The organism is Phaeobacter sp. JH20_02 (genome assembly GCF_048056915.1).
Taxonomy (GTDB): Bacteria; Pseudomonadota; Alphaproteobacteria; order Rhodobacterales; family Rhodobacteraceae; genus Phaeobacter; species Phaeobacter bryozoorum.
The window spans coordinates 980,998-999,726 of sequence record NZ_JAYMVP010000022.1; the positions used below are offsets into that span (position 1 = coordinate 980,998).

Here is an 18,729-nt window from a genome sequence, read left to right on the forward strand (position 1 = left end):
TGTGATGTAGAAGGCCTAGCCGCGCGCCTCAAGAGCGCCCGCAATCACATCTGTGAAATCGGCCTCGTTGCGGATGCCCGAAATCTGATCCGCCGTGACCGTCACGCCCCAGTTCTTAGCCATGGCGGCATAGCGGGGCTGGCGATGGGCCAGCGCCTGGGCATAGGTCCAGCGGATGAAGCTGTCAGGGTCCACCTCGTTTTCAGATAGGTGGTTTTCCTTTAGATACTCTTGCCAGACGCGGGCGAGGAAAGCCGGTTCATAGGCCATGGGCTTGGGGGCGCGATCAAACCGGCGGATCAGCTCCTGGGTATGGGCGTCGTCCCCCTTGATCCAGACCATCAGCGTGTGTTTAGCAAGCTCGCTCAGCAGCGGATCGCTTGGATCATTGGCATCGACCCATTCGCAGATGCTGCCGCCGGTGTCGCAGATGAAATTTGGATAGTCATAGAGCCGCTCGGCCCGGTCGATGAAATAACCGGTATCGCGCAGCGCGTTCAGTTCCGCGGTGCGAAACTGGTCCTGGCGGCGGGTATATTCCGCCATTGCCAGCCCGCCCTTGGCCGGATTGCCGGGCTTGCCCAGATAGGAGGCAACGGGTGTCAGGTTTTCAAAGCTGATATTGGAGCCGATATAGATCGAATCCGACAGCAGCAGATCGCGCAGAAACGGCACTTTCATCGCCTCTGCCTTGGCGTTGTCGGCGATATATTCGCCCATGTATCGGGTGCCGATCCGATAATCGATCGAGTAGTGGAACCAGCTGCCCGCGCCGCGCAGAATATTGCTGATATAGGTTTTGCCCAGTCCGGACATGCCAAAGAACAAAACCCGCTTATGCGCCGCATTGCGCCAATCTTCGGCAGACGAATAGAGCATGTGAAATCCGGTCCCTTCTGGTTCCTTGCCTTGCTAATCGCCCCGGGCCTGCGGGTCAATCGGCAGCGCTGGAGGACCTGGGCGCGGCGGCTGGCGATGGACCACGCAAAACCCCCGCACCATAGGATGCGGGGGAGAACTGGTCCTGTACCTGTCTTTGTTCCAGCGCTGCCTGTGGCGCACGCAGGTCTACGCCAGGATCAGAAGTAGTAGCCGAACTTCACGCCAACGCTGACCGCCTTGTTGCCGCTGAAGGAGGCGCGGGCGACATCCGGCGTTCCGGTCTCAGCAAAGGCATCGCCAAGGTCGGTATAGCGCACGCCGCCCGAGATCTTGAACTGATCCTTGGTGTATTGCAGCCCGACTGAGATGCTCTTGTAGCCATTGGTCGGGGCCAGCGGCGACACCAGATTGTCGCTGTCTTCGGCTTCATAGCCGAGGCTGATCGAGCCGACTAGATTTTCGTTGAACCGGCGCGCGACACCCAGCGTGTAGGACACCGAGTCAGACAGGTCGATCAGATCGACATTGGCAGTGCTGGGGCGTAGTTTGACGACACTATGCTCGGCCCAGCGAATACCGGCCAGCAGGAGCGTGTCCTTAGCAATACCGGTCTGGAAATCAACGTTAAGCGACTGAGGAGTCTTGGTTGTCGTCGATCCGTTGAAGGTCGTGCCCGGGACATCCGGCAGACTTTCGGTGGTGGCGAAGGTATGCTCGATCTCAGATTGATAAGTCACAGCCAGGCGCAGGGCGATGTCGGGACGCTCATAGGCACCACCAACCAGCCAGCCAACTGCGCCATCACGCGCTACTCTGACGTTATAACCGTCGAGATCATTGCCGGGTGTCAAGGGGCTGTTATAGGCAAGCCCTTTCAGGGTGATGTCGCCCTTGATCTGCTGGTAACGAATACCACCGTGCACGCTGAAATTCTCGTTGAACTTGTAGCGAACGATCCCGGTGATTGCTTCTGAATCGGCAATCGCTGTGGTTCCGCCAAGCAAGAAAGAGCCGGGTGTGATCGGGTTGGCATCTGCGCTCGGATACCTGACGTCCGACCCCCACGGCTGGTCAAAAATCATCGAGAACGATACGCGGTCGTTCAGGTCGTATTTGATGCCACCGGAAATCTGGTTGAAGCTCAGTGCGACATTGCCGCTCGGGGTTCCGGCAGGGTTGAGCGTCCGCACGTCCGTGCCGGTTACATCCGGGTTGGTGTGCGAGAACGAGAGCTCTGCGTAGTTCCCTTTTTCAAAGATGATCCCAACGGGCTGGCCGGTGCGGTCAAGACCGCCTGCCATAGCTGCGCCGGAAGCCAGCGCCAGCGCTGCTGACGTTGCAAGATAGCGTTTCATTGTTCCTCCCTGTCCAGACTTGGGCGCCTGGTTTTACATTGCGAAACGCTAGCAAGGGGGATTTTTTCGGTCAATGTTGACGCAAAGGCAATCAACGGCAAGAAAATCAGGCAGAATGACCGTGTCGGCGGGGCGCGCGGAAACGTCCGGCGGCATCCAGAATATTGATGTAGTTTGCGCAGAAAATCACCGCAGCCCCGATCAATACCCAGAGGTTAAGCGCTTCACCGTAAATCAACATTCCGGCCACGGCGATGGTGGGCAGTCGGGCGAAATCAATCGGAACCACAACGGTGGCCGGGGCAATGGAGAGCGCCTTGGTCATGCAGAAATGCGCCGCAAGCCCGGCGCAGCCGATAATCAGCAGCCAAAGTGCCGTTGCGGCATTTGGGAGAGTGATCTGCCCGTCCCACCCCGATATAACCAGCCCCATGCCGAGTTGCAGCAGTGTGAGCCAGAGCAGAATGGAGCTGATGGGCTCGTGCCGGGTCAGCCTTTTGGTGAAGAGGATGGTCAGCGCAAAGAAGATGGCTGAGGCCGCTGCCGCAAAAACGCCAAGGCTCAGCGTCTCCGGGCTGGGGCGGGCCACGATCAAAATGCCGACAAAGCCTAGCGCGGCGGCCAATACGCGGGGCTTCGTCAGCCGCTCGCCCAGCAGCAGCGGTGACAGCAGCAGCACCCAGAGCGGCGAGGTGAACTCCAGCGCAAAAACCTGTGCAAGCGGGATCAGCGTTACCGCAAGGAACCACAGGTTCTGTCCGGTGAAATGGGCGGCATTGCGGATCAGATGCAGGCCCAGCCGATCGCGCCGCACCTGGCCCCAGCTGCCGGTGGCGGTCAGACAGATGACAACAATCACCAGCCCGACGGCGCTGCGATAGGTCATGATCTCAAAGGTGTCGAGGCTCAACCCGGCTTCGCGGCCAGCGATGGCCATCGAGGAAAACGAGACAATCGCCCCGACCATCCAGAGCGCAGCCGTGCCTATTCTTAACTCACCCTGCGCCATGGCCGCCCCTTTGCCCGTTGGTCACGAAGAAGGGCTAATTTAGCAGGCGGGTCAAGTCATCTCTGCGCGGCGGCGGTCGCGGATCCGGGCCGCGCAGAACAGGCGTCTATTCGGCGGCTACCGTCTGCTTGAGCATTGCCGTGTGGGGCAGTGAGGGGAGGTCCAGCCGGTTCCCGCGCTCGATATACTCCTTCGCTATCGTGTCGGCATCAAACCCCAAACGTGACAGCAGCGTCTCGATTTCTTCAACCAGCGCATTGGTCGTGGCGCTGACTTGTGGCGACGCATTGACCTTCTGAGGCAGGATCGCTCCTGCGGTGTGGCCCAGCTCTCGCAGCAGGTTTCGAGCGCCATCCGGCGTCGTGGCCTGCTCCAGCGTGGTTTCGATAAAGTGGAGTTGGTCGCCGTAGAGTTGTTTGTAGTAGGCGTAGCGCACTTCCATCTCCAGCGCATACCAGATCGCCATGCCGATTTCGCCCATTTGCTCGAACGGCGCGGGGTCGAGGATCTTGTGATTGTAGGTCGGATGCAGGTACCATTGCCAAGGTATTGTAATATTGCAGAAATCATTACGGTTCACATAGCTTGCGATTTGTTTGCCAAGGTTGCGGCGCAGGATGATCACGCTGGTTCGCGGCGCTAAACCGTGTTCCACCAGTGCCTCAATCAACCCGCATTTGCCCAATGTATGGTTGCTTTCCGCATAGGGGGCTTGCAGGTTGCCCAGTTTGCCCTCCCAGAAGTCGCAGACATTCGCGTTCATCCCGTAGGTATTGAACCCACGCATGTGTCCGATACCGGGCATACGAATGCCATAGTCATTCGCGCCAAGCGGCTCATGCACCGACGGGATATTCAGGTTCTCACCCAGAAATTTCGCAAGCCATGCGGTGCCCGTACGTCCGGCTGAGAGGGTGAAGATGAATTCAGGCTTTAAGCGTTGTTGAGCGTTTTCTGACACCTGCGTGGCAAGCGTTGGGACTGCGGCAGCCAGTGCCGGGCGGGTGTAGCCGAACCGGGAAATTTCGCCGACGGCCTCGACCTCGATCACGTCCGCCGCTTCCGGGTGGGCTGTGAAGAGCCTGGGCGCATCAGCGCCAGTTTTCGCAGGCATCGGCGCCTTGGCGTTCAGGTTCGAAAACCGCTCCCAAAGCCCGTCGATATCGAGCGCATTTATATCCTCCTCTAGATGCTCATAGCGCAGCACGACATCTGCGGAATTCGAACCATCCAGTGGTGCAATACGGCGGTTTTCGCTCAACAGGCTGCGGTAGCGTCGGACAAAGATATCGAGCGGAACATCTCTCTGATCCATCGCCTCGTTGTAGTAGCGGGAAACCATGGCATCGTAGGGATCGCGCCGGATCGTTACTTTGGTATAGGTCTCCCAGATATCCTGAGGAACTGCGGCGCGGATCTGTCCGGCGGTCATGTGATCGAAGAAAACCTGCGTGCCCCCGTTTCCATCCGGCCAAGTCTGGGTCTGATGGTTCTGAGGGCCGGGATAGCCCAACGCCCTCCGCCTCTCTTCATCCTTTGGGCTGATTGGTGTGATGATGCTGCTTTCATCACAATAGCTGGACAGTGCGATTTCAAACGAGGTTCCAGCAACCTTCTTGGTCTTAATGAAAATCAGTTTGAGCGGATGGCAGATAATCATTCCAGAGATTCTCCCAATAGAACTTCACTGAAACCTCGCAAATAGAGTTTTTGAAACTGTTAAGACATCAGTGAAAGTAGAATAAATTCAGGGCTTTCTATAAAAGAAAAACCCCGGCCAGTTGGCCGGGGTTTCAGGGGCTTAGATTATTCCCACTCGATCGTGCCCGGAGGCTTCGAGGTGATGTCATAGGTGCAGCGGTTGATACCCTTGACCTCATTGATGATCCGCGTGGCGGTTTCACCCAGGAATTCGTGGCTGAACGGGTAATAATCGGCAGTCATACCATCGACAGATGTCACCGCGCGCAGGGCGCAGGCATAGTCATAAGTGCGGCCGTCGCCCATCACACCGACGGTGCGAACAGGCAGGATCGCCACAAAGGCCTGCCAGATTTCATCATAGAGACCATGCTTGCGAATCTGGTCGATATAGATCGCATCCGCCTCGCGCAGGATTTCCAGTTTTTCACGGGTGATTTCGCCGGGGCAGCGGATCGCAAGGCCCGGTCCGGGGAAGGGGTGGCGACCGATGAAGCTTTGCGGCAGGCCCAGTTCGCGGCCAAGCGCGCGGACTTCATCCTTGAATAGCTCGCGCAGCGGCTCGACCAGCTTCAGGCCCATCTTCTCCGGCAGGCCGCCGACGTTGTGGTGCGACTTGATGGTGACAGACGGCCCGCCCGAGAAGGACACGGATTCGATCACATCCGGGTAGAGTGTACCCTGCGCCAGGAAGTCGGCGCCGTCGATCGTGTCGGCGTGTTTCTGGAACACGTCGATGAACAGTTTGCCGATGATTTTGCGCTTGGTTTCCGGGTCGGACTGGCCGTCCAGTTCGCCCAGGAACAGATCGCTTTCATCTGCGTGGATCAGCTGAATATTGTAGTTGTCACGGAACATCGTGACGACCTCTTCGGCCTCGTTCTTGCGCAGCAACCCGTGGTCCACGAACACACAGGTCAGCTGGTCGCCGATGGCCTCGTGGATCAGGATCGCCGCAACCGAGCTGTCAACGCCGCCGGAGAGGCCGCAGATGACTTTCTTGTCGCCCACCTGATCGCGGATCGCCTGGATCGCCTGTTCGCGGTAGGCACCCATGGTCCAGTCGCCGGTGAAACCTGCGATCTTGACAAAATTCTCATAGAGTTTCGCACCATTAGGAGTGTGATGCACCTCCGGGTGGAACTGAACCGCGTAGAAATTGCGCGACACATCGGCGGTGATGGCAAAAGGCGCGTTGGGCGAGGTGCCGTAGACCTCAAAACCGGGCGCGATTTCGCTGACATGATCGCCGTGAGACATCCAGACCTGTTCGCGGTCGCTGTCATCTGCAAACCAGCCATCCAGCAGCGGCAGGCTGCTGACCGTCGGCGTCACATAGGCGCGACCGAACTCGGCGGTGCCATGGCCGGAGAGCACCTTGCCGCCCAGCTGGTGCATCATCACCTGCTGACCATAGCAGATCCCCAGGATCGGCACGCCAAGGTCAAAGATTTCCTGCGGCGCACGGGGGCTGCCTTCGCGGGTCACGCTGTCCGGGCCACCGGAAAAGATCACGGCTTTGGGCGCCATTTCGCGCACAAAATCCATCGTGACATTCTGGTAGGGGTGAATTTCGCAATAGACATTCAGTTCGCGCAGGCGGCGCGCAATCAGCTGCGTGACCTGGCTGCCAAAGTCGATGATGAGAAGGCGGTCGTGGGATGTCTCTGTCATGCACGCGCCATAGGGCAGCGGCGCGAAATTCGCAAGGTATTTTCGTGTTTCGGGCCGCGTTTGCACAATCTCTGATCCGGTTGTCGCGCGGCCTCTTACGGCCGATATCGGGCCGCAGGCGCGAGAAACCTGTCGGGAATGTCGCTTTTCAACTTCAATGGCCGTAATCCTGCGGCGGCTTTGGTCTTGGGCGCTATAATCACACCAGCAACGAAATGCCTGTGGTGAGGAACAACCATGACAGAAGCAGCTCCAGCAGCACCGCGCCGTCGCGCTCGTGGAGGCGGTGGTGCCGCCCGTCGCGCAGAACGAACCGGCGTCAAGATTGATACCGCAAAATACATCGAGCGGAATATTCCGAATTTCGAAGTGTTGAGCGAAGAGGCGCTGCAGACCATCGAAGCCAACGCCGAAACCATCCTCGAAGAGGTCGGTGTCAACTTCGTGAACAACCCCGGCGCGTTGGAGCGCTGGCGCGAGGCCGGGGCCACGATTGATGGCGAGCGGGTTCGGATCCCGCGCGGCCTGGCGCGCGAGCTATGCAAGACGGCCCCGTCCGAATTCACCCAACATGCCCGCAACCCGGAGAAATCCGTGGTCATCGGCGGCAAGAACATGGTGCTGGCACCGGTCTATGGCCCGCCGTTTGTGCGCGATGCCAAGGGCGGGCGCCGTTACGCGACGCTGGATGATTTCCAGAAATTCGTGAAGCTGGGCTATATGTCCAAATGGCTGCACCATTCCGGCGGTACCGTTTGCGAGCCGACCGACGTACCGGTGAACAAACGCCACCTCGACATGCTGATGGCGCATATGACCCTGAGCGACAAGCCGTTCATGGGGTCGGTGACCGAGCCCAGCCGGGCGCAGGATTCCATCGAGATGTGCGAGATCCTTTTTGGCAAGGATTTCGTGCGCGACAACACCGTGATGACCTCGCTGATCAACATCAACTCGCCAATGACCTTTGACGATGTGATGATGGGTGCGCTGGAGGTCTACGCCGCCCACAACCAGGCCTGCATCATCTCGCCCTTTATCGTTGGCGGTGCCATGGCACCGGTCTCGGTTGCCGGTACGCTGACACAGGTTCTGGCCGAGGTGATGGCAGGCGTGGCCTATAGCCAGCTGATCCGCGCCGGTGCGCCGGTGATCTTCGGCGCCTTTGTATCCTCGATCGACATGAACTCCGGTGCGCCGACCTTCGGGACGCCGGAAGCCTCGCTGGTGACCTATGGGGCCGGTCAGCTTGCACGCCGGATGAACCTGCCGTTCCGTTCGGCCGGATCGTTCTGTGGCTCCAAGCTGCCCGACGCGCAGGCGGCCTATGAAACCGCCAATTCGCTCAACATGGGCCTGTTGTCGGGCGTGAACTTCCAGCTGCACTCCTGCGGCTGGCTCGAGGGCGGTCTGGTTGCCGATTTCGAGAAGTTCGTGATGGACGCCGATCAGCTGGGCGCGCTGCATGGTCTTGCCAAAGGTGTTGCCGTGGACGAGGAAGCCCAGGCCATGGACGCCATCCGCGAGGTTGGTCCCGGTGGTCACTACCTTGGCTGCGCCCATACGCAGGCGAATTTCAAGACCGCATTCTGGAAATCCGAGCTGCTGGACTACAAGCCCTTTGAAACCTGGGAAGAAGAAGGTGCGCGTGACACCGTTGCATTGGCCAGCAGCCGGGTGGAAACGCTGCTCGACGCCTATCAGGCGCCGCCGCTCGATCCTGAAGTGCTGAGCAGGCTGGAGGCCTATGTCGCCGAGAAGAAAGCCTCGATGCCCGATGCCTTCATGTAAGACCGGCTGAGAGCGGCACTCTGATATATGCCAGCCCGGCTGGCAGGCAGACGGCGGTCCCTCGGGGCCGCCGTTTTGCGTTACGGGCCGGTGGTCTGCCCTGGGATCCATCCTGTCTGGCGACGGTCTCAGGCGACTTTAAGGGTCGGGCGGCGCAGCCCCTCGGCCTCGCCCATCAGGGCAATCAGCACATCGACATGGCGGGTCAGTGAATACCCGGCATCGCCGGACTCGCGCTGGCGGTTGTAATCGTGTTCGAGATCCAGCAGCCGCATCACCGCAGCGGCCGGTTTCGGCAGGGTGCCATAGCCCAGCACCCGTTTCAAATCGCGCCGCCGACTATAGTCCCGCGCGCCGATCCGCGCGGTCCGCACCAACAGTCGAGGGCGGCGCAAAGCGGCCAGATGACCAAAGATATCCTGCATCGTCATGTCCTTTCCAGCTCTGTTGATAGCGCTGTGTAACACAACTGAGGCGGGTGTTGCCGAAGGGGCCGGTTCGGCGAACGGTCTATTCGATATTGATTGATGAAAATTTGAAACCAATGATGCTCTGACTGAGACTATCCAGAAAAATCAGGCCAGTACGGTGAATGGTGTCTGTGGATAACACGTAGGCGGCCAGTGGGAGGATAGTTTCGAATGATCACATGTGGGGTGATAAAATGCAAACTATGGCTGTATCCGGCTTGCCGGAATGGGTGCCTGAGGAGGCGTGCCGATATCTTGAACACACCGAAGCGGGCCGTTCGATCCGCAATCTTGCAAAACAGGCGGGCTGCCACCCGTCCACGGTATTGCGACAGGTCCGACGGGTCGAAACCCGACGCGACGATCCGCTGGTCGATGGCGCCTTGGCGTCGCTGGCGGCCCGCCACTACGCCGAAACGATGCCGGGGCCCAGGCCAATGTCGGCCCGTGCCCTGGCCCTGGGCACAGTGCCCGCCTGCGCCGAAGCCTTCGAGAGCGAGGTGGTCGAAATCCTGACCTGTCTGAACCCGCAGGGCGCGGTGCTCGCGGTGGCGGATGGCATGGAGAAAGCGGTTGTCGTGCGGGAGGCGGCAAGCGGTGACAAGAAGGTCGTGGTGGATCGCATCCTGGCCGAGGCCATGGCGCTGCGCGATTGGATCGCCTGTCCGGCGCCGGGGCGGCTCAGCCGCTATCATATCACACCCGAAGGGCGCACCGCGCTCAGCCAGTTTGTGGCCCGCCGCGAGAACCGCGCCCGTTCCCGACTGGAAAGCGCCAGCCTGGCGACGCGCAAGGTTGGTCGCGGTCCGCGTCGTCCACGCCGGGCGCGCTATGGGCTGGGTGAGACGCCGCTGCATATGCTGGCGCGGCTGACGGATCGTGATGGGACGCCGTTTCTGACCAGCGATCTGGTGCGCGCCGGTGAGCGGCTGCGCGAAGATTTCGAACTGGCGCAGGTCGGCGATCATCTGGCGCAATCGGTGGCGCAGTTTGCCGATGGCGATTGCAGTCCGGCCGCCGCCCGCCGTCGCCGACCCGGACAGGCCGCGGCAGCCGCCAAACGCCGGGCCTCTGCCGCGCTCAACGCGCTTGGCGAGGGGCTGAGCGACATCGTGATGCGCTGTTGCTGCCATCTGGAAGGGCTGGAGGCGGCCGAACGCCAGCTGGGCTGGTCGGCGCGGTCAGGCAAGGTGGTGCTGCGCATCGCGTTGCAACAGCTGAAACTTCACTATGACGCCCAGCAGGCGCAGGATGAGCTTATCGGCTGAACCCATGGCCTGACATAGAAAAACCCGGCGCCATGCGGCACCGGGTTTGCGGATTTTCTCTGGCCGGTCCGGACCTGACCGGGGTCGCGCGGATCAGGCGGCGACCTCAGCCTTGGCGGTTTTCAGGTGCTCCAGAACGGTCTCCGGGGAGGAGACGCCATAGGGATCTTCGCCGTGGTTGTCGCACAGGCCCGGCTCTTCGAACCATGCCTCGACAACACCGTTGTTGACGATGGCTGCATAGCGCCAGGACCGGTTGCCAAAGCCCAGGTTATCCTTGGCCACCAGCATACCCATCTTGCGGGTGAATTCGCCCGACCCGTCGGGGATCACGCCAACGTTCTTCAGGTTCTGGGATTCGGCCCATTTGTTCATCACGAAGCTGTCGTTCACCGACATGCAGTAGATCGCATCGATGCCTTCGGCCTGGAAGTCGGCGAAGCCGTTTTCAAAACCGGGCAGCTGATAGGTCGAGCATGTGGGGGTGAAAGCACCGGGCAGGGAGAACAGCACTACGCGCTTGCCCGCGAAATAGTCAGCGGTGGTTTTGTCTTCCCAGCGGAACGGGTTCGGGCCGCCCACGGATTCGTCGCGAACACGGGTGCGGAAGGTCACGTCGGGCAGTTTTACGCCAGCTTTCATCATCGGCTCCTAGTTGATCAATTCGGTGTCGGGCGGTGACTTATAATAGTTCTAAATCGCCCGCAATGGGGTATTCGCGCGCTGGTGCAGCGGTGTCCGGGTGGCGCCGCATCGCTGTGGTCATGCGCCGCTTTCTGACCGACTCGGAGGCGGGTTTGATCCTGCAATAGCGTGGAAGGCAAAACCGGCGGGCAGGGTTGCAAATTCTGCATTGCGCGCAAATATCTTAATCAAGACAGATTATTACGGTGCAGAGCTGATCTGTTTTGCCTTCGTCGTCAGGTGCAGAACTGGTCGTGCCAAGCGATTGCAACTATGTTACGAAGACCAAAAGACCATTGCCGCAAGGGAACATCGACGTGCGAGATCTGAAAATCCCCGAGCAACGCCACCCGGAAAAGGCGCATCGTCCTGACAATGCTCAGCCGAAGAAGCCGAGCTGGATCCGGGTCAAGGCGCCAGGGGGCAAAGGCTACGCGGAAACACATAAGATCATGCGTGAGAACAACCTCGTCACGGTCTGTGAGGAAGCCGGCTGCCCGAATGTTGGCGAATGCTGGAGCCAGGGGCACGCCACCATGATGATCATGGGTGAAATCTGCACCCGCGGCTGTACCTTCTGCAATATCGCCACCGGCCGACCCGATACGCTGGATGCGTTTGAGCCGGGTCGCGTCGCCCATGCGGTGCAGAAACTTGGCCTCAACCATGTTGTGATCACCTCCGTCGACCGCGACGATCTGGAAGACGGCGGTGCAGACCATATCGCCCAGACCATTCGCGCGGTCCGCCATCGCAGCCCGACAACCACGATCGAAATCCTGACACCGGATTTTCTGAAATGCGCCCCTGAGGTGCTGGAAACCGTGGTGGAGGCCCGCCCGGATGTGTTCAACCACAATCTGGAAACCGTTCCCGGTCTCTATCCCGGTGTCCGCCCCGGTGCGCGCTATTTCCACTCCCTGCGGCTGTTGCAGCGGGTAAAGGAGCTGGATCCTGCGATCTTCACCAAATCCGGCATCATGGTCGGCCTTGGCGAGAATGCGCAGGAGGTAAAGCAGGTGATGGACGATATGCGCGCCGCGGATATCGATTTCCTGACCATCGGCCAATATCTTCAGCCCACGCCGAAGCACCATGCGGTGGACCGTTTTGTGACGCCGGAAGAATTCGAGAGCTATGAGAAGGCCGCCTATGGCAAGGGCTTTCTGATGGTATCGGCGACGCCGCTGACGCGGTCATCTTATCACGCGGGGGATGATTTTGCCCGGCTGCGTGCTGCACGGAACGCCAAGCTCGGCCAGGCATGACACCGGAGCGTCTGGCGCGGCTGACCGGGCTGCGCCATCGCCTGCACCAGATCCCCGAGGTTTCGGGTGCCGAGGAGAAGACGGCGGAGGTGGTGGCGCGCTATCTGCGCCAGTACCAGCCGGACCAGCTGCTGACCGGGCTCGGCGGCGATGGCGTTGCTGCAGTCTATCAGGGCATACAGGCGGGGCCGACCGTCATGATCCGCTGCGAGCTCGATGGCCTGCCAATCGAGGAACTGTCGGAGCAGCCCTACAGGTCCAGCCATGCCGGGCGTGGCCATCTGTGCGGCCATGACGGCCATATGGTGATGGTCGCCGCGCTGGCAGAGGATCTGGCAGCCCGACGCCCGTCTCGCGGGCGGGTGGTGCTCCTGTTCCAGCCGGCCGAAGAGACCGGTAAGGGGGCCGCTGCGGTGATCGGCGACCCGGCCTTTGCCACTATCGCGCCTGACTACGCGTTTTCATTGCATAATCTGCCGGGGCTGCCGGTTGGGGAGATTGCGCTCTGCGCGGGTGCCGCCAATTGTGCCTCGCGGGGGATGCGGGTGCAGCTGACTGGCCGGACCTCTCACGCGGCGGCGCCGCAGGATGGAATTTCGCCTGCATCTGCCATGGCGCAGCTGCTTCCGGGGCTGGTCGCGCTGGGGGGTGGTGGGGATCTTGGCCCCGATTACGCGCTGGTCACGCTGACCCATGCGCGACTGGGGCAGGCCACGTTTGGCATCGCTCCCGGCGAAGGGGAGGTCTGGGCCACGCTGCGCACGGTGAATGATACGCGCATGGCGGAGCTGATCACAGCCGCCACGACTTTGGTACAGAGCACCTGCCTTGAGAGCGGCCTTGGCTGTGAGATCAGGTTTGATGATGTGTTCGAGGCCTGCACCAATGACGCCGAGGCGGTGACGCTGCTGCGGCGCGCCTGCACGCGCGCAGGCCATGCCGTTCGGATGCGGGCGCAGCCACAGCGCTGGTCCGAGGATTTTGGCCAGTTTGGCAAGCAGGCCAAGGCAGCTATGTTCTGGCTCGGCTCCGGCCTGGATCAGCCGCAGCTGCACAATCCCGATTATGATTTCCCGGATGCGGCAATCCCGGTCGGGGTTGCCATCTTTGCCGAGGTTATCGCCGAGATTTTGAGCGATTAGCGTGTTGCAACAGGCCCTTGCGCGGACCTGTTCAATCCGCTCAAGCGTCAGTTTGTCAGGGCTTCGACCAGTGCGACGGCCCCTACGATTGCCAGCGTGTCACGCACCACCTCATAGATGCGGTCATCCTTGCGCACATAGCGGTGGCCGGGAGCCGGTGGTGCCAGACCCCAACGCGCGTAATCGTCGATATAGATATAGTCGCCGCTGATGCGCTCCCGCGTCTTGTGGCGCTTCTTATACTGTTTCTTGATTTGCCCAGGCGCGTAATGGGCGGCGCTGTTATTATGGCCCGGAGCCCATTTTGGCGGCGCCGCATTGGCGATGGTCGGGGCAAGGGCGGGCGTCAGGCTCAGCGCGGCGGCAGTGGCCGCGGCGGCAAGGTATTTCGTCGTCATGGCGGATCTCCTCGTGATCTCTGCTTTGACCAAGACATGGGGGAGCCTGCCGGTTTTGGCAAATCGCCTGCGCTGCTTTGTGCTGACCGGGGTGCGACAATCGGCAAGGGGCCGCCGGTTCCCTCGCGCATGAAAAAAGGCGCGGTGTCTGCGCGCCTTTCTCGGTGCCATGTTAGGTGCTCTGATACCGGCCGGGCAGTTCCGTGCGGCGCTTAGCCCTCATCGGTGAAGCGGACCTTGCCGATGAAGGGCAGGTTGCGGTTGCGCTGCGCGTAGTCGATTCCGTAGCCCACCACAAATTCGTCCGGGATCTCAAAGCCGATCCAGTCAGAGCGGAAATCGACCTCACGCCGTGATGGTTTGTCCAGCAGCGCGATCGACTTCAACCGTGCAGGCTGACGGCTGCGCAGCAGATGGGTGACATGGTTCAGGGTATGACCGGTGTCGACGATATCTTCGACAACCAGCACGTCGCGCCCTTCAATTGCGCCGCGCAAGTCCTTGAGAATGCGAACTTCTCGGCTGCTTTCCATCGCGTCCCCATAAGAGGACGCCTCGAGGAAATCGACCTCGATCGGCAGGTCAAGTTCCCGCACGAGATCTGCGATAAAGACGAAGCTGCCGCGCAGCAGCCCCACCACCACCAGTTTGTCGGTGCCCTGAAATTCGTCTTGGATCTCGGCGCAAAGCTCTTCGATCCGGGCCGCAATGGCCTTGGCTGAGATCATCACATCGATGACATATGGCCGCTGTGTCATGGGTGCCCCCTTGAAATTCCCGCGCGTTCATATGACATGACGCCGGATGATCATAGCAGGAAATGCGCCACTCATGCCTACCCATTCAGAAACCCGGCCAATGCCCTACACGGCACAGCAGATGTATGATCTGGTGGCTGATGTCGGGGATTATCCGAAGTTTCTGCCCTGGTGTGCGGCGGCGCGGATCCGTAGCCGGGTGCCGCAGGGGGGCGCGGAGGTGATGGAGGCGGATCTGGTGATCTCCTTCAAGGTGTTCCGCGAGCGTTTTGGCAGCCGGGTGACGCTCTACGCCGAGGATAAGAAGATCGACACCGAATATCTGGACGGTCCGTTTCGCTATATGAAGTCGAACTGGGCCTTTGCCGACCGTGCGGATGGCGGCTGCGACGTGTCCTTCTTCGTGGATTTTGAGTTCAAGAACGCAGTGTTGCAGGGCATTATTGGTGTGGTCTTCAACGAGGCGATGCAGCGGATCGTGCGGGCGTTTGAGCGGCGCGCGGCGGAGCTGTATGGCTGATCAGGAACGCATTGTAAGTTATTGAAAGAAAACGGGCCCGCGATGCAGGCCCGTTTCTTTTTTATGGCGGCTGGTGCTGCGTCCTCAGCTGGTCATATCATAGGCGCGTTCGCCATGGACGGAGATGTCCAAGCCGTTTGTCTCGGTCTCCGGATCGACGCGCAGCGGGGTGATCGCGGCGGTAACCTTGACCAGAACAACAGTCACAACGGCGGTGAAGATACCGACGATCGCAAGACCGCCCAGCTGTGCCAGCCAGGTGCCCTGGCCAAAGAGCGCGATCATGATGGTGCCAAAGATGCCGCCGACACCGTGCACGGCAAAGACATCAAGCGTGTCGTCGATCTTCAGCACATTGCGCACCAGATTCACGGCTTCCTGACAGAGGATACCCGCGACAGCGCCAATCATCAGCGCCTCAACCGGACCTACAAAGCCAGAGGCCGGCGTGATTGAGGCCAGCCCCGCGATGGTGCCGGTGACCAGACCGACCATTGAGGCCTTGCCGTATTTGATCTTTTCCCACAGCGCCCAGGTGAGAGAGGCCGTCGCGGCAGAAATATGCGTCACGGTCAGCGCCATTGCCGCACCGCCGTCAGCGGCCAGCTGCGAGCCACCGTTAAAGCCGAACCAGCCGACCCAAAGCATCGCGGCACCGATGAAGACATAGCCGGGGTTGTGCGGCGGTGTGGTGCGGTTTTTGCGCGGGCCGAGGAAGACGGCGATGATCAGCGCAGCCAGACCGGCGGTTTCATGGACCACGATACCACCGGCAAAGTCGCGCACGCCAGTCTCCCCAAAGATGCCGCCATCGGCCATCATGCCGCCGCCCCAGATCCAATGCACCACCGGCGCGTAGCACAGAAGCATCCAGAGGCCGGAGAAGACCAGCACAAAGCCAAAGCCGACGCGCTCGACATAGGCGCCGACGATCAGCGCGGGCGTGATGATGGCAAAGGTCATCTGAAAGGCAAAGAACAGCACCTCGGGCAGGGTGCCGGACAGGCTGTCGGCGGTGACGCCGGACAGGAACATCTTGTCCAGCCCGCCCCAGATGCCGGAGGTGCCGCTGCCAAAGGCGATGGAATAGCCGAAGGCGAGCCATAGAACGCTCATCAAACAGGCAATCGCATAGCACTGCATGAACACGCTGAGCACATTGCGGGCACGGACAAGCCCGCCGTAAAACAGGGCTAGCCCCGGCAAAGTCATAAAGAGGACAAGGGCCGTGGCCACAATAATCCAAGCTGTATCGGCTGCGTTCATCGCCGTTCCTTCCGCATTTCAGGCTGATTTCTATCTGAGGCCTGACAAAGCGGAGTTGCAGCGTTGAAAAAAGCGGCAGGTTTGATGTTGGCGCTAAAAAAGCAGGCTTTTGTCAAAATGCCGAAAAAATGAGCACAATCGAGGGGGTGCTGCCCAATCTGCGCACAGAATATGAAATTGCGGCAGATGGGCGGTGATTTGCGTCAGCGGGTTCAGAGCACCTGTCGGATCAGTGTCAGCGCATAGTCGCGGGTGGCCCGTCGCACCGCGTCGCGGCCAAGGGCGCCGAAATCGACGGTTTCGACATGGGTGCTGCGGTCCCCGGCTGCCAGCGCAAAACAGACGCGGCCTTCCGGTTTGTGTTCGGAGCCGCCGGGGCCTGCGATCCCGGTCACGGCCACCGCGATATCGACACGGGCGCGGCTGCGGGCGCCTTCTGCCATCTGGATCGCGACCTCCTCGCTGACCGCGCCGAGAGCCTCGAGTGTCGCGGCCTGCACACCCAGCATCTCCTGCTTGGCGCGATTTGAGTAGGTGACATAGCCCCGATCAACCACCGCCGAGGAGCCGGGCACATCGGTGAGCGCAGCGGCGATCATACCGGCGGTGCAGCTCTCTGCGGTGGCGATGGTCAGGCCTTTTGCGCTGGCCTTGCGGATGATGTCGGACGCGTCCATGGACTTACCTCTGCAATTTACAGGCCCAGTACACCATGGGTGAGGCCGGCCAGCGCGGCGACACCGATGGCAGCAAGGATGCCTGCGATAATATCATCCATCATCACCCCTGTGGCCCCTTTCTGACGGTCGGCCCAGCCAACGGGGCCGGGTTTCCACACATCAAACAGGCGAAACAGCACAAATGCGGCAATCCAGCCGGGCCAGAGTGCAGTGATGGCAATGTCATGCGCCCAGGCGGGATAGGAAATCGCCCAGAGGGCAACAAACTGGCCTGCCACCTCATCCAGCACAAATTCGGAAGGATCCATGTTTTCGCGGTTGCGGGTCATCGCCTCCGCCGCCCAGACGCCGACCACCATGCAGATCACGGTTGCCAGCGCCAGCAGGAGGAAACCGCCCAGCTGGTGCAGGACAAAAGCCATGGGCAGCGCAGCAAGCGACCCCCAGGTGCCGGGTGCCGGACGCATGTAGCCGATGCCGCCCACGGTGCCGATCAGAAAGGCGAGGCGCGAGCGTTTCATGATTTCACCACGCAGGCGGTGGCGAGGGCGGCGATGCCTTCGCCGCGACCGGTAAAGCCAAGCCGTTCGGAGGTGGTCGCCTTGATCGAGACGCGGGAGATATCAATCGACAGGATCTCGGCCACCGCCGCGCGCATGGCGGGGGCATGGGGCGTGATCTTGGGGAATTCACAGACCAGCGTGCAGTCCACATTCGAGATCTGATAGCCCTTGGAGCGGGTCAGATCGGCGGCGTGGCGCAGGAAGATATCGCTGGCGGCACCTTTCCATTGGGGATCCGAGGGCGGGAAGTGGCGACCTATGTCGCCCTCTGCCAGCGCACCATAGAGGGCATCGGTGATGGCGTGCAGCCCGACGTCGGCGTCGGAATGGCCCTGAAGGCCGCGATCATGGGCCACGGGCACACCGCAGAGCACGACCTCATCCCCCGGTCCGAACCGGTGAACATCATAGCCATTGCCAAGCCTTACATCCATGTCGCCCCCTAATATGCGCGCAGCCCGGTCAAAGTCCTCCGGGCGGGTGATTTTGATATTGTCTGGGTCGCCCGGAATGATGGCAACGTCAATCCCTGCCGCACGGGCCACGGCCACATCGTCTGCAGCGTCGCCGCCGGATGCGGCAAGCTGCTGATGGGCGGCGCGGATCTGCGGCAGGTGAAAGCCTTGCGGGGTCTGGGCAGCAAACAGGCCGTCGCGGTTCTCGGTGCCGGTCACCGTCCCACCATCCCCGCGCCACAGCGCATCGGTCACCGCCAGCGCCGGGGCGGCGGCCGGATGGTTATCAAGCGCGGCCATCACATCGCGGATCACCCGGGGAGAGACACAGGGGCGGGCGGCATCATGGATCAGAACCCTGTGGAGCCCGTGCTGATTGAGCAGTTCCACCCCGTTGGCCACCGACTGCGCCCTTGTGTCGCCACCCTTTGTGAGCAGCAGCTCCGCGCGCGATGCAAACTCCTGCCAGTGATCGGTATCCTCAGCAGCGAGAACGAGGGCAATCCGCTGAACGCCTGCGCGTAGGAAGGCATCAATGGTCCAGTCGATTACCCGGCGTCCCATCAGGGGGCGCCATTGTTTTGCCAGACCGCCGCCGGCCCGCAGGCCCTTGCCTGCGGCAACAATCAGCGCTGCGGTTTGGTGGGACGCAGGATCAGCTGCGGTGGTAACCGGCGCGGTGGGTAGGGGGGCAGACGGCATGGGATGGCTCTTTCTTGGGTCGCAAATGTTTAGGAGGTGATGCAAGGGGAGGCAATGGCAGCGCGTCACCCTGGGTAAAGTGCCTAAAAATTAGGCAACTGCCAAAAGAAGCAGCCTTGCCGCCAGGGGTTTCATTGTCGCAT

The 18,729-nt window shown here is 60.8% G+C and carries 18 protein-coding genes; 5 read left to right on the plus strand and 13 right to left on the minus strand.

Annotation, left to right across the window (positions count from 1 at the left end):
- Window positions 1–15: 15 nt before the first annotated feature.
- From VWY34_RS11480 to guaA, 5 genes are all read right to left on the minus strand, one after another.
- The gene (locus tag VWY34_RS11480) at window positions 16–879 is read right to left on the minus strand and encodes an ATPase (protein ID WP_340545473.1); all 864 of its coding nucleotides are present in this window, start codon (window positions 877–879) and stop codon (window positions 16–18) included.
- 200 nt (window positions 880–1,079) lie between these two features.
- Window positions 1,080–2,237, minus strand: coding sequence for an OmpP1/FadL family transporter (locus VWY34_RS11485; protein WP_340545474.1), 1,158 nt, complete (start codon window positions 2,235–2,237; stop codon window positions 1,080–1,082).
- A 106-nt stretch (window positions 2,238–2,343) separates the two neighbouring features.
- On the minus strand, window positions 2,344–3,246 hold the full coding sequence (locus VWY34_RS11490) for a DMT family transporter (RefSeq protein ID WP_416544330.1): 903 nt from the start codon (window positions 3,244–3,246) through the stop codon (window positions 2,344–2,346).
- Window positions 3,247–3,352: 106 nt separating this feature from the next.
- The gene (locus VWY34_RS11495; protein ID WP_416544331.1) at window positions 3,353–4,906 is read right to left on the minus strand and encodes a hypothetical protein; all 1,554 of its coding nucleotides are present in this window, start codon (window positions 4,904–4,906) and stop codon (window positions 3,353–3,355) included.
- A 146-nt stretch (window positions 4,907–5,052) separates the two neighbouring features.
- Complete coding sequence (gene guaA, locus VWY34_RS11500) at window positions 5,053–6,621, minus strand: glutamine-hydrolyzing GMP synthase (protein ID WP_340545477.1); 1,569 nt, start codon at window positions 6,619–6,621, stop codon at window positions 5,053–5,055.
- A 237-nt stretch (window positions 6,622–6,858) separates the two neighbouring features.
- Here guaA and VWY34_RS11505 point away from each other — a divergent pair, with 237 nt between their 5' ends.
- The gene (locus VWY34_RS11505; protein WP_416535996.1) at window positions 6,859–8,412 is read left to right on the plus strand and encodes a trimethylamine methyltransferase family protein; all 1,554 of its coding nucleotides are present in this window, start codon (window positions 6,859–6,861) and stop codon (window positions 8,410–8,412) included.
- 128 nt (window positions 8,413–8,540) lie between these two features.
- Here the strand turns inward: VWY34_RS11505 and VWY34_RS11510 are convergent, their stop codons facing one another.
- A complete protein-coding gene (locus VWY34_RS11510; protein ID WP_340545479.1) occupies window positions 8,541–8,837 on the minus strand; it encodes a DUF6477 family protein in 297 nt (98 codons plus the stop codon).
- 239 nt (window positions 8,838–9,076) lie between these two features.
- On the opposite strand from VWY34_RS11510, the gene VWY34_RS11515 reads away from it, so the two are divergent.
- Complete coding sequence (locus tag VWY34_RS11515) at window positions 9,077–10,150, plus strand: DUF6456 domain-containing protein (protein WP_340545480.1); 1,074 nt, start codon at window positions 9,077–9,079, stop codon at window positions 10,148–10,150.
- Window positions 10,151–10,243: 93 nt separating this feature from the next.
- Here VWY34_RS11515 and VWY34_RS11520 read toward each other — a convergent pair whose 3' ends face one another.
- Window positions 10,244–10,792 (minus strand): peroxiredoxin, encoded by a 549-nt coding sequence (locus VWY34_RS11520; RefSeq protein ID WP_340545481.1) that lies wholly within the window; start codon window positions 10,790–10,792, stop codon window positions 10,244–10,246.
- A 359-nt stretch (window positions 10,793–11,151) separates the two neighbouring features.
- Between VWY34_RS11520 and lipA the strand changes: the two genes are divergently transcribed.
- Both lipA and VWY34_RS11530 read left to right on the plus strand, forming a co-directional pair.
- Entirely contained in the window at window positions 11,152–12,102 is a 951-nt protein-coding gene (gene lipA, locus VWY34_RS11525; protein WP_416544332.1) for a lipoyl synthase, read from the plus strand.
- On the plus strand, window positions 12,099–13,244 hold the full coding sequence (locus tag VWY34_RS11530; RefSeq protein WP_416544333.1) for an amidohydrolase: 1,146 nt from the start codon (window positions 12,099–12,101) through the stop codon (window positions 13,242–13,244). The genes lipA and VWY34_RS11530 overlap by 4 nt, the downstream gene beginning before the upstream one ends.
- 47 nt (window positions 13,245–13,291) lie before the next feature.
- Here the strand turns inward: VWY34_RS11530 and VWY34_RS11535 are convergent, their stop codons facing one another.
- Together VWY34_RS11535 and hpt are read right to left on the minus strand one after the other, a co-directional pair.
- Entirely contained in the window at window positions 13,292–13,642 is a 351-nt protein-coding gene (locus tag VWY34_RS11535) for a hypothetical protein (RefSeq protein ID WP_416540220.1), read from the minus strand.
- A 212-nt stretch (window positions 13,643–13,854) separates the two neighbouring features.
- A complete protein-coding gene (gene hpt / locus VWY34_RS11540) occupies window positions 13,855–14,400 on the minus strand; it encodes a hypoxanthine phosphoribosyltransferase (protein WP_340545485.1) in 546 nt (181 codons plus the stop codon).
- Between the two features lie 73 nt (window positions 14,401–14,473).
- Here hpt and VWY34_RS11545 point away from each other — a divergent pair, with 73 nt between their 5' ends.
- Window positions 14,474–14,920, plus strand: a complete 447-nt coding sequence (locus VWY34_RS11545) for a type II toxin-antitoxin system RatA family toxin (protein ID WP_340545486.1) — start codon at window positions 14,474–14,476, stop codon at window positions 14,918–14,920.
- A gap of 84 nt (window positions 14,921–15,004) precedes the next feature.
- Here the strand turns inward: VWY34_RS11545 and VWY34_RS11550 are convergent, their stop codons facing one another.
- From VWY34_RS11550 to VWY34_RS11565, 4 genes are all read right to left on the minus strand, one after another.
- Window positions 15,005–16,186: an ammonium transporter gene (locus VWY34_RS11550; RefSeq protein WP_340545487.1), complete on the minus strand. Its 1,182-nt coding sequence runs from the start codon at window positions 16,184–16,186 to the stop codon at window positions 15,005–15,007.
- A 212-nt stretch (window positions 16,187–16,398) separates the two neighbouring features.
- Entirely contained in the window at window positions 16,399–16,863 is a 465-nt protein-coding gene (locus VWY34_RS11555) for a CinA family protein (RefSeq protein ID WP_416535989.1), read from the minus strand.
- Window positions 16,864–16,880: 17 nt separating this feature from the next.
- Window positions 16,881–17,387, minus strand: coding sequence for a phosphatidylglycerophosphatase A (locus VWY34_RS11560; RefSeq protein WP_340545489.1), 507 nt, complete (start codon window positions 17,385–17,387; stop codon window positions 16,881–16,883).
- Window positions 17,384–18,586: a bifunctional 2-C-methyl-D-erythritol 4-phosphate cytidylyltransferase/2-C-methyl-D-erythritol 2,4-cyclodiphosphate synthase gene (locus VWY34_RS11565; RefSeq protein ID WP_416544334.1), complete on the minus strand. Its 1,203-nt coding sequence runs from the start codon at window positions 18,584–18,586 to the stop codon at window positions 17,384–17,386. Before VWY34_RS11565 ends, VWY34_RS11560 begins: the two co-directional genes overlap by 4 nt.
- Between the last annotated feature and the right edge of the window lie 143 nt (window positions 18,587–18,729).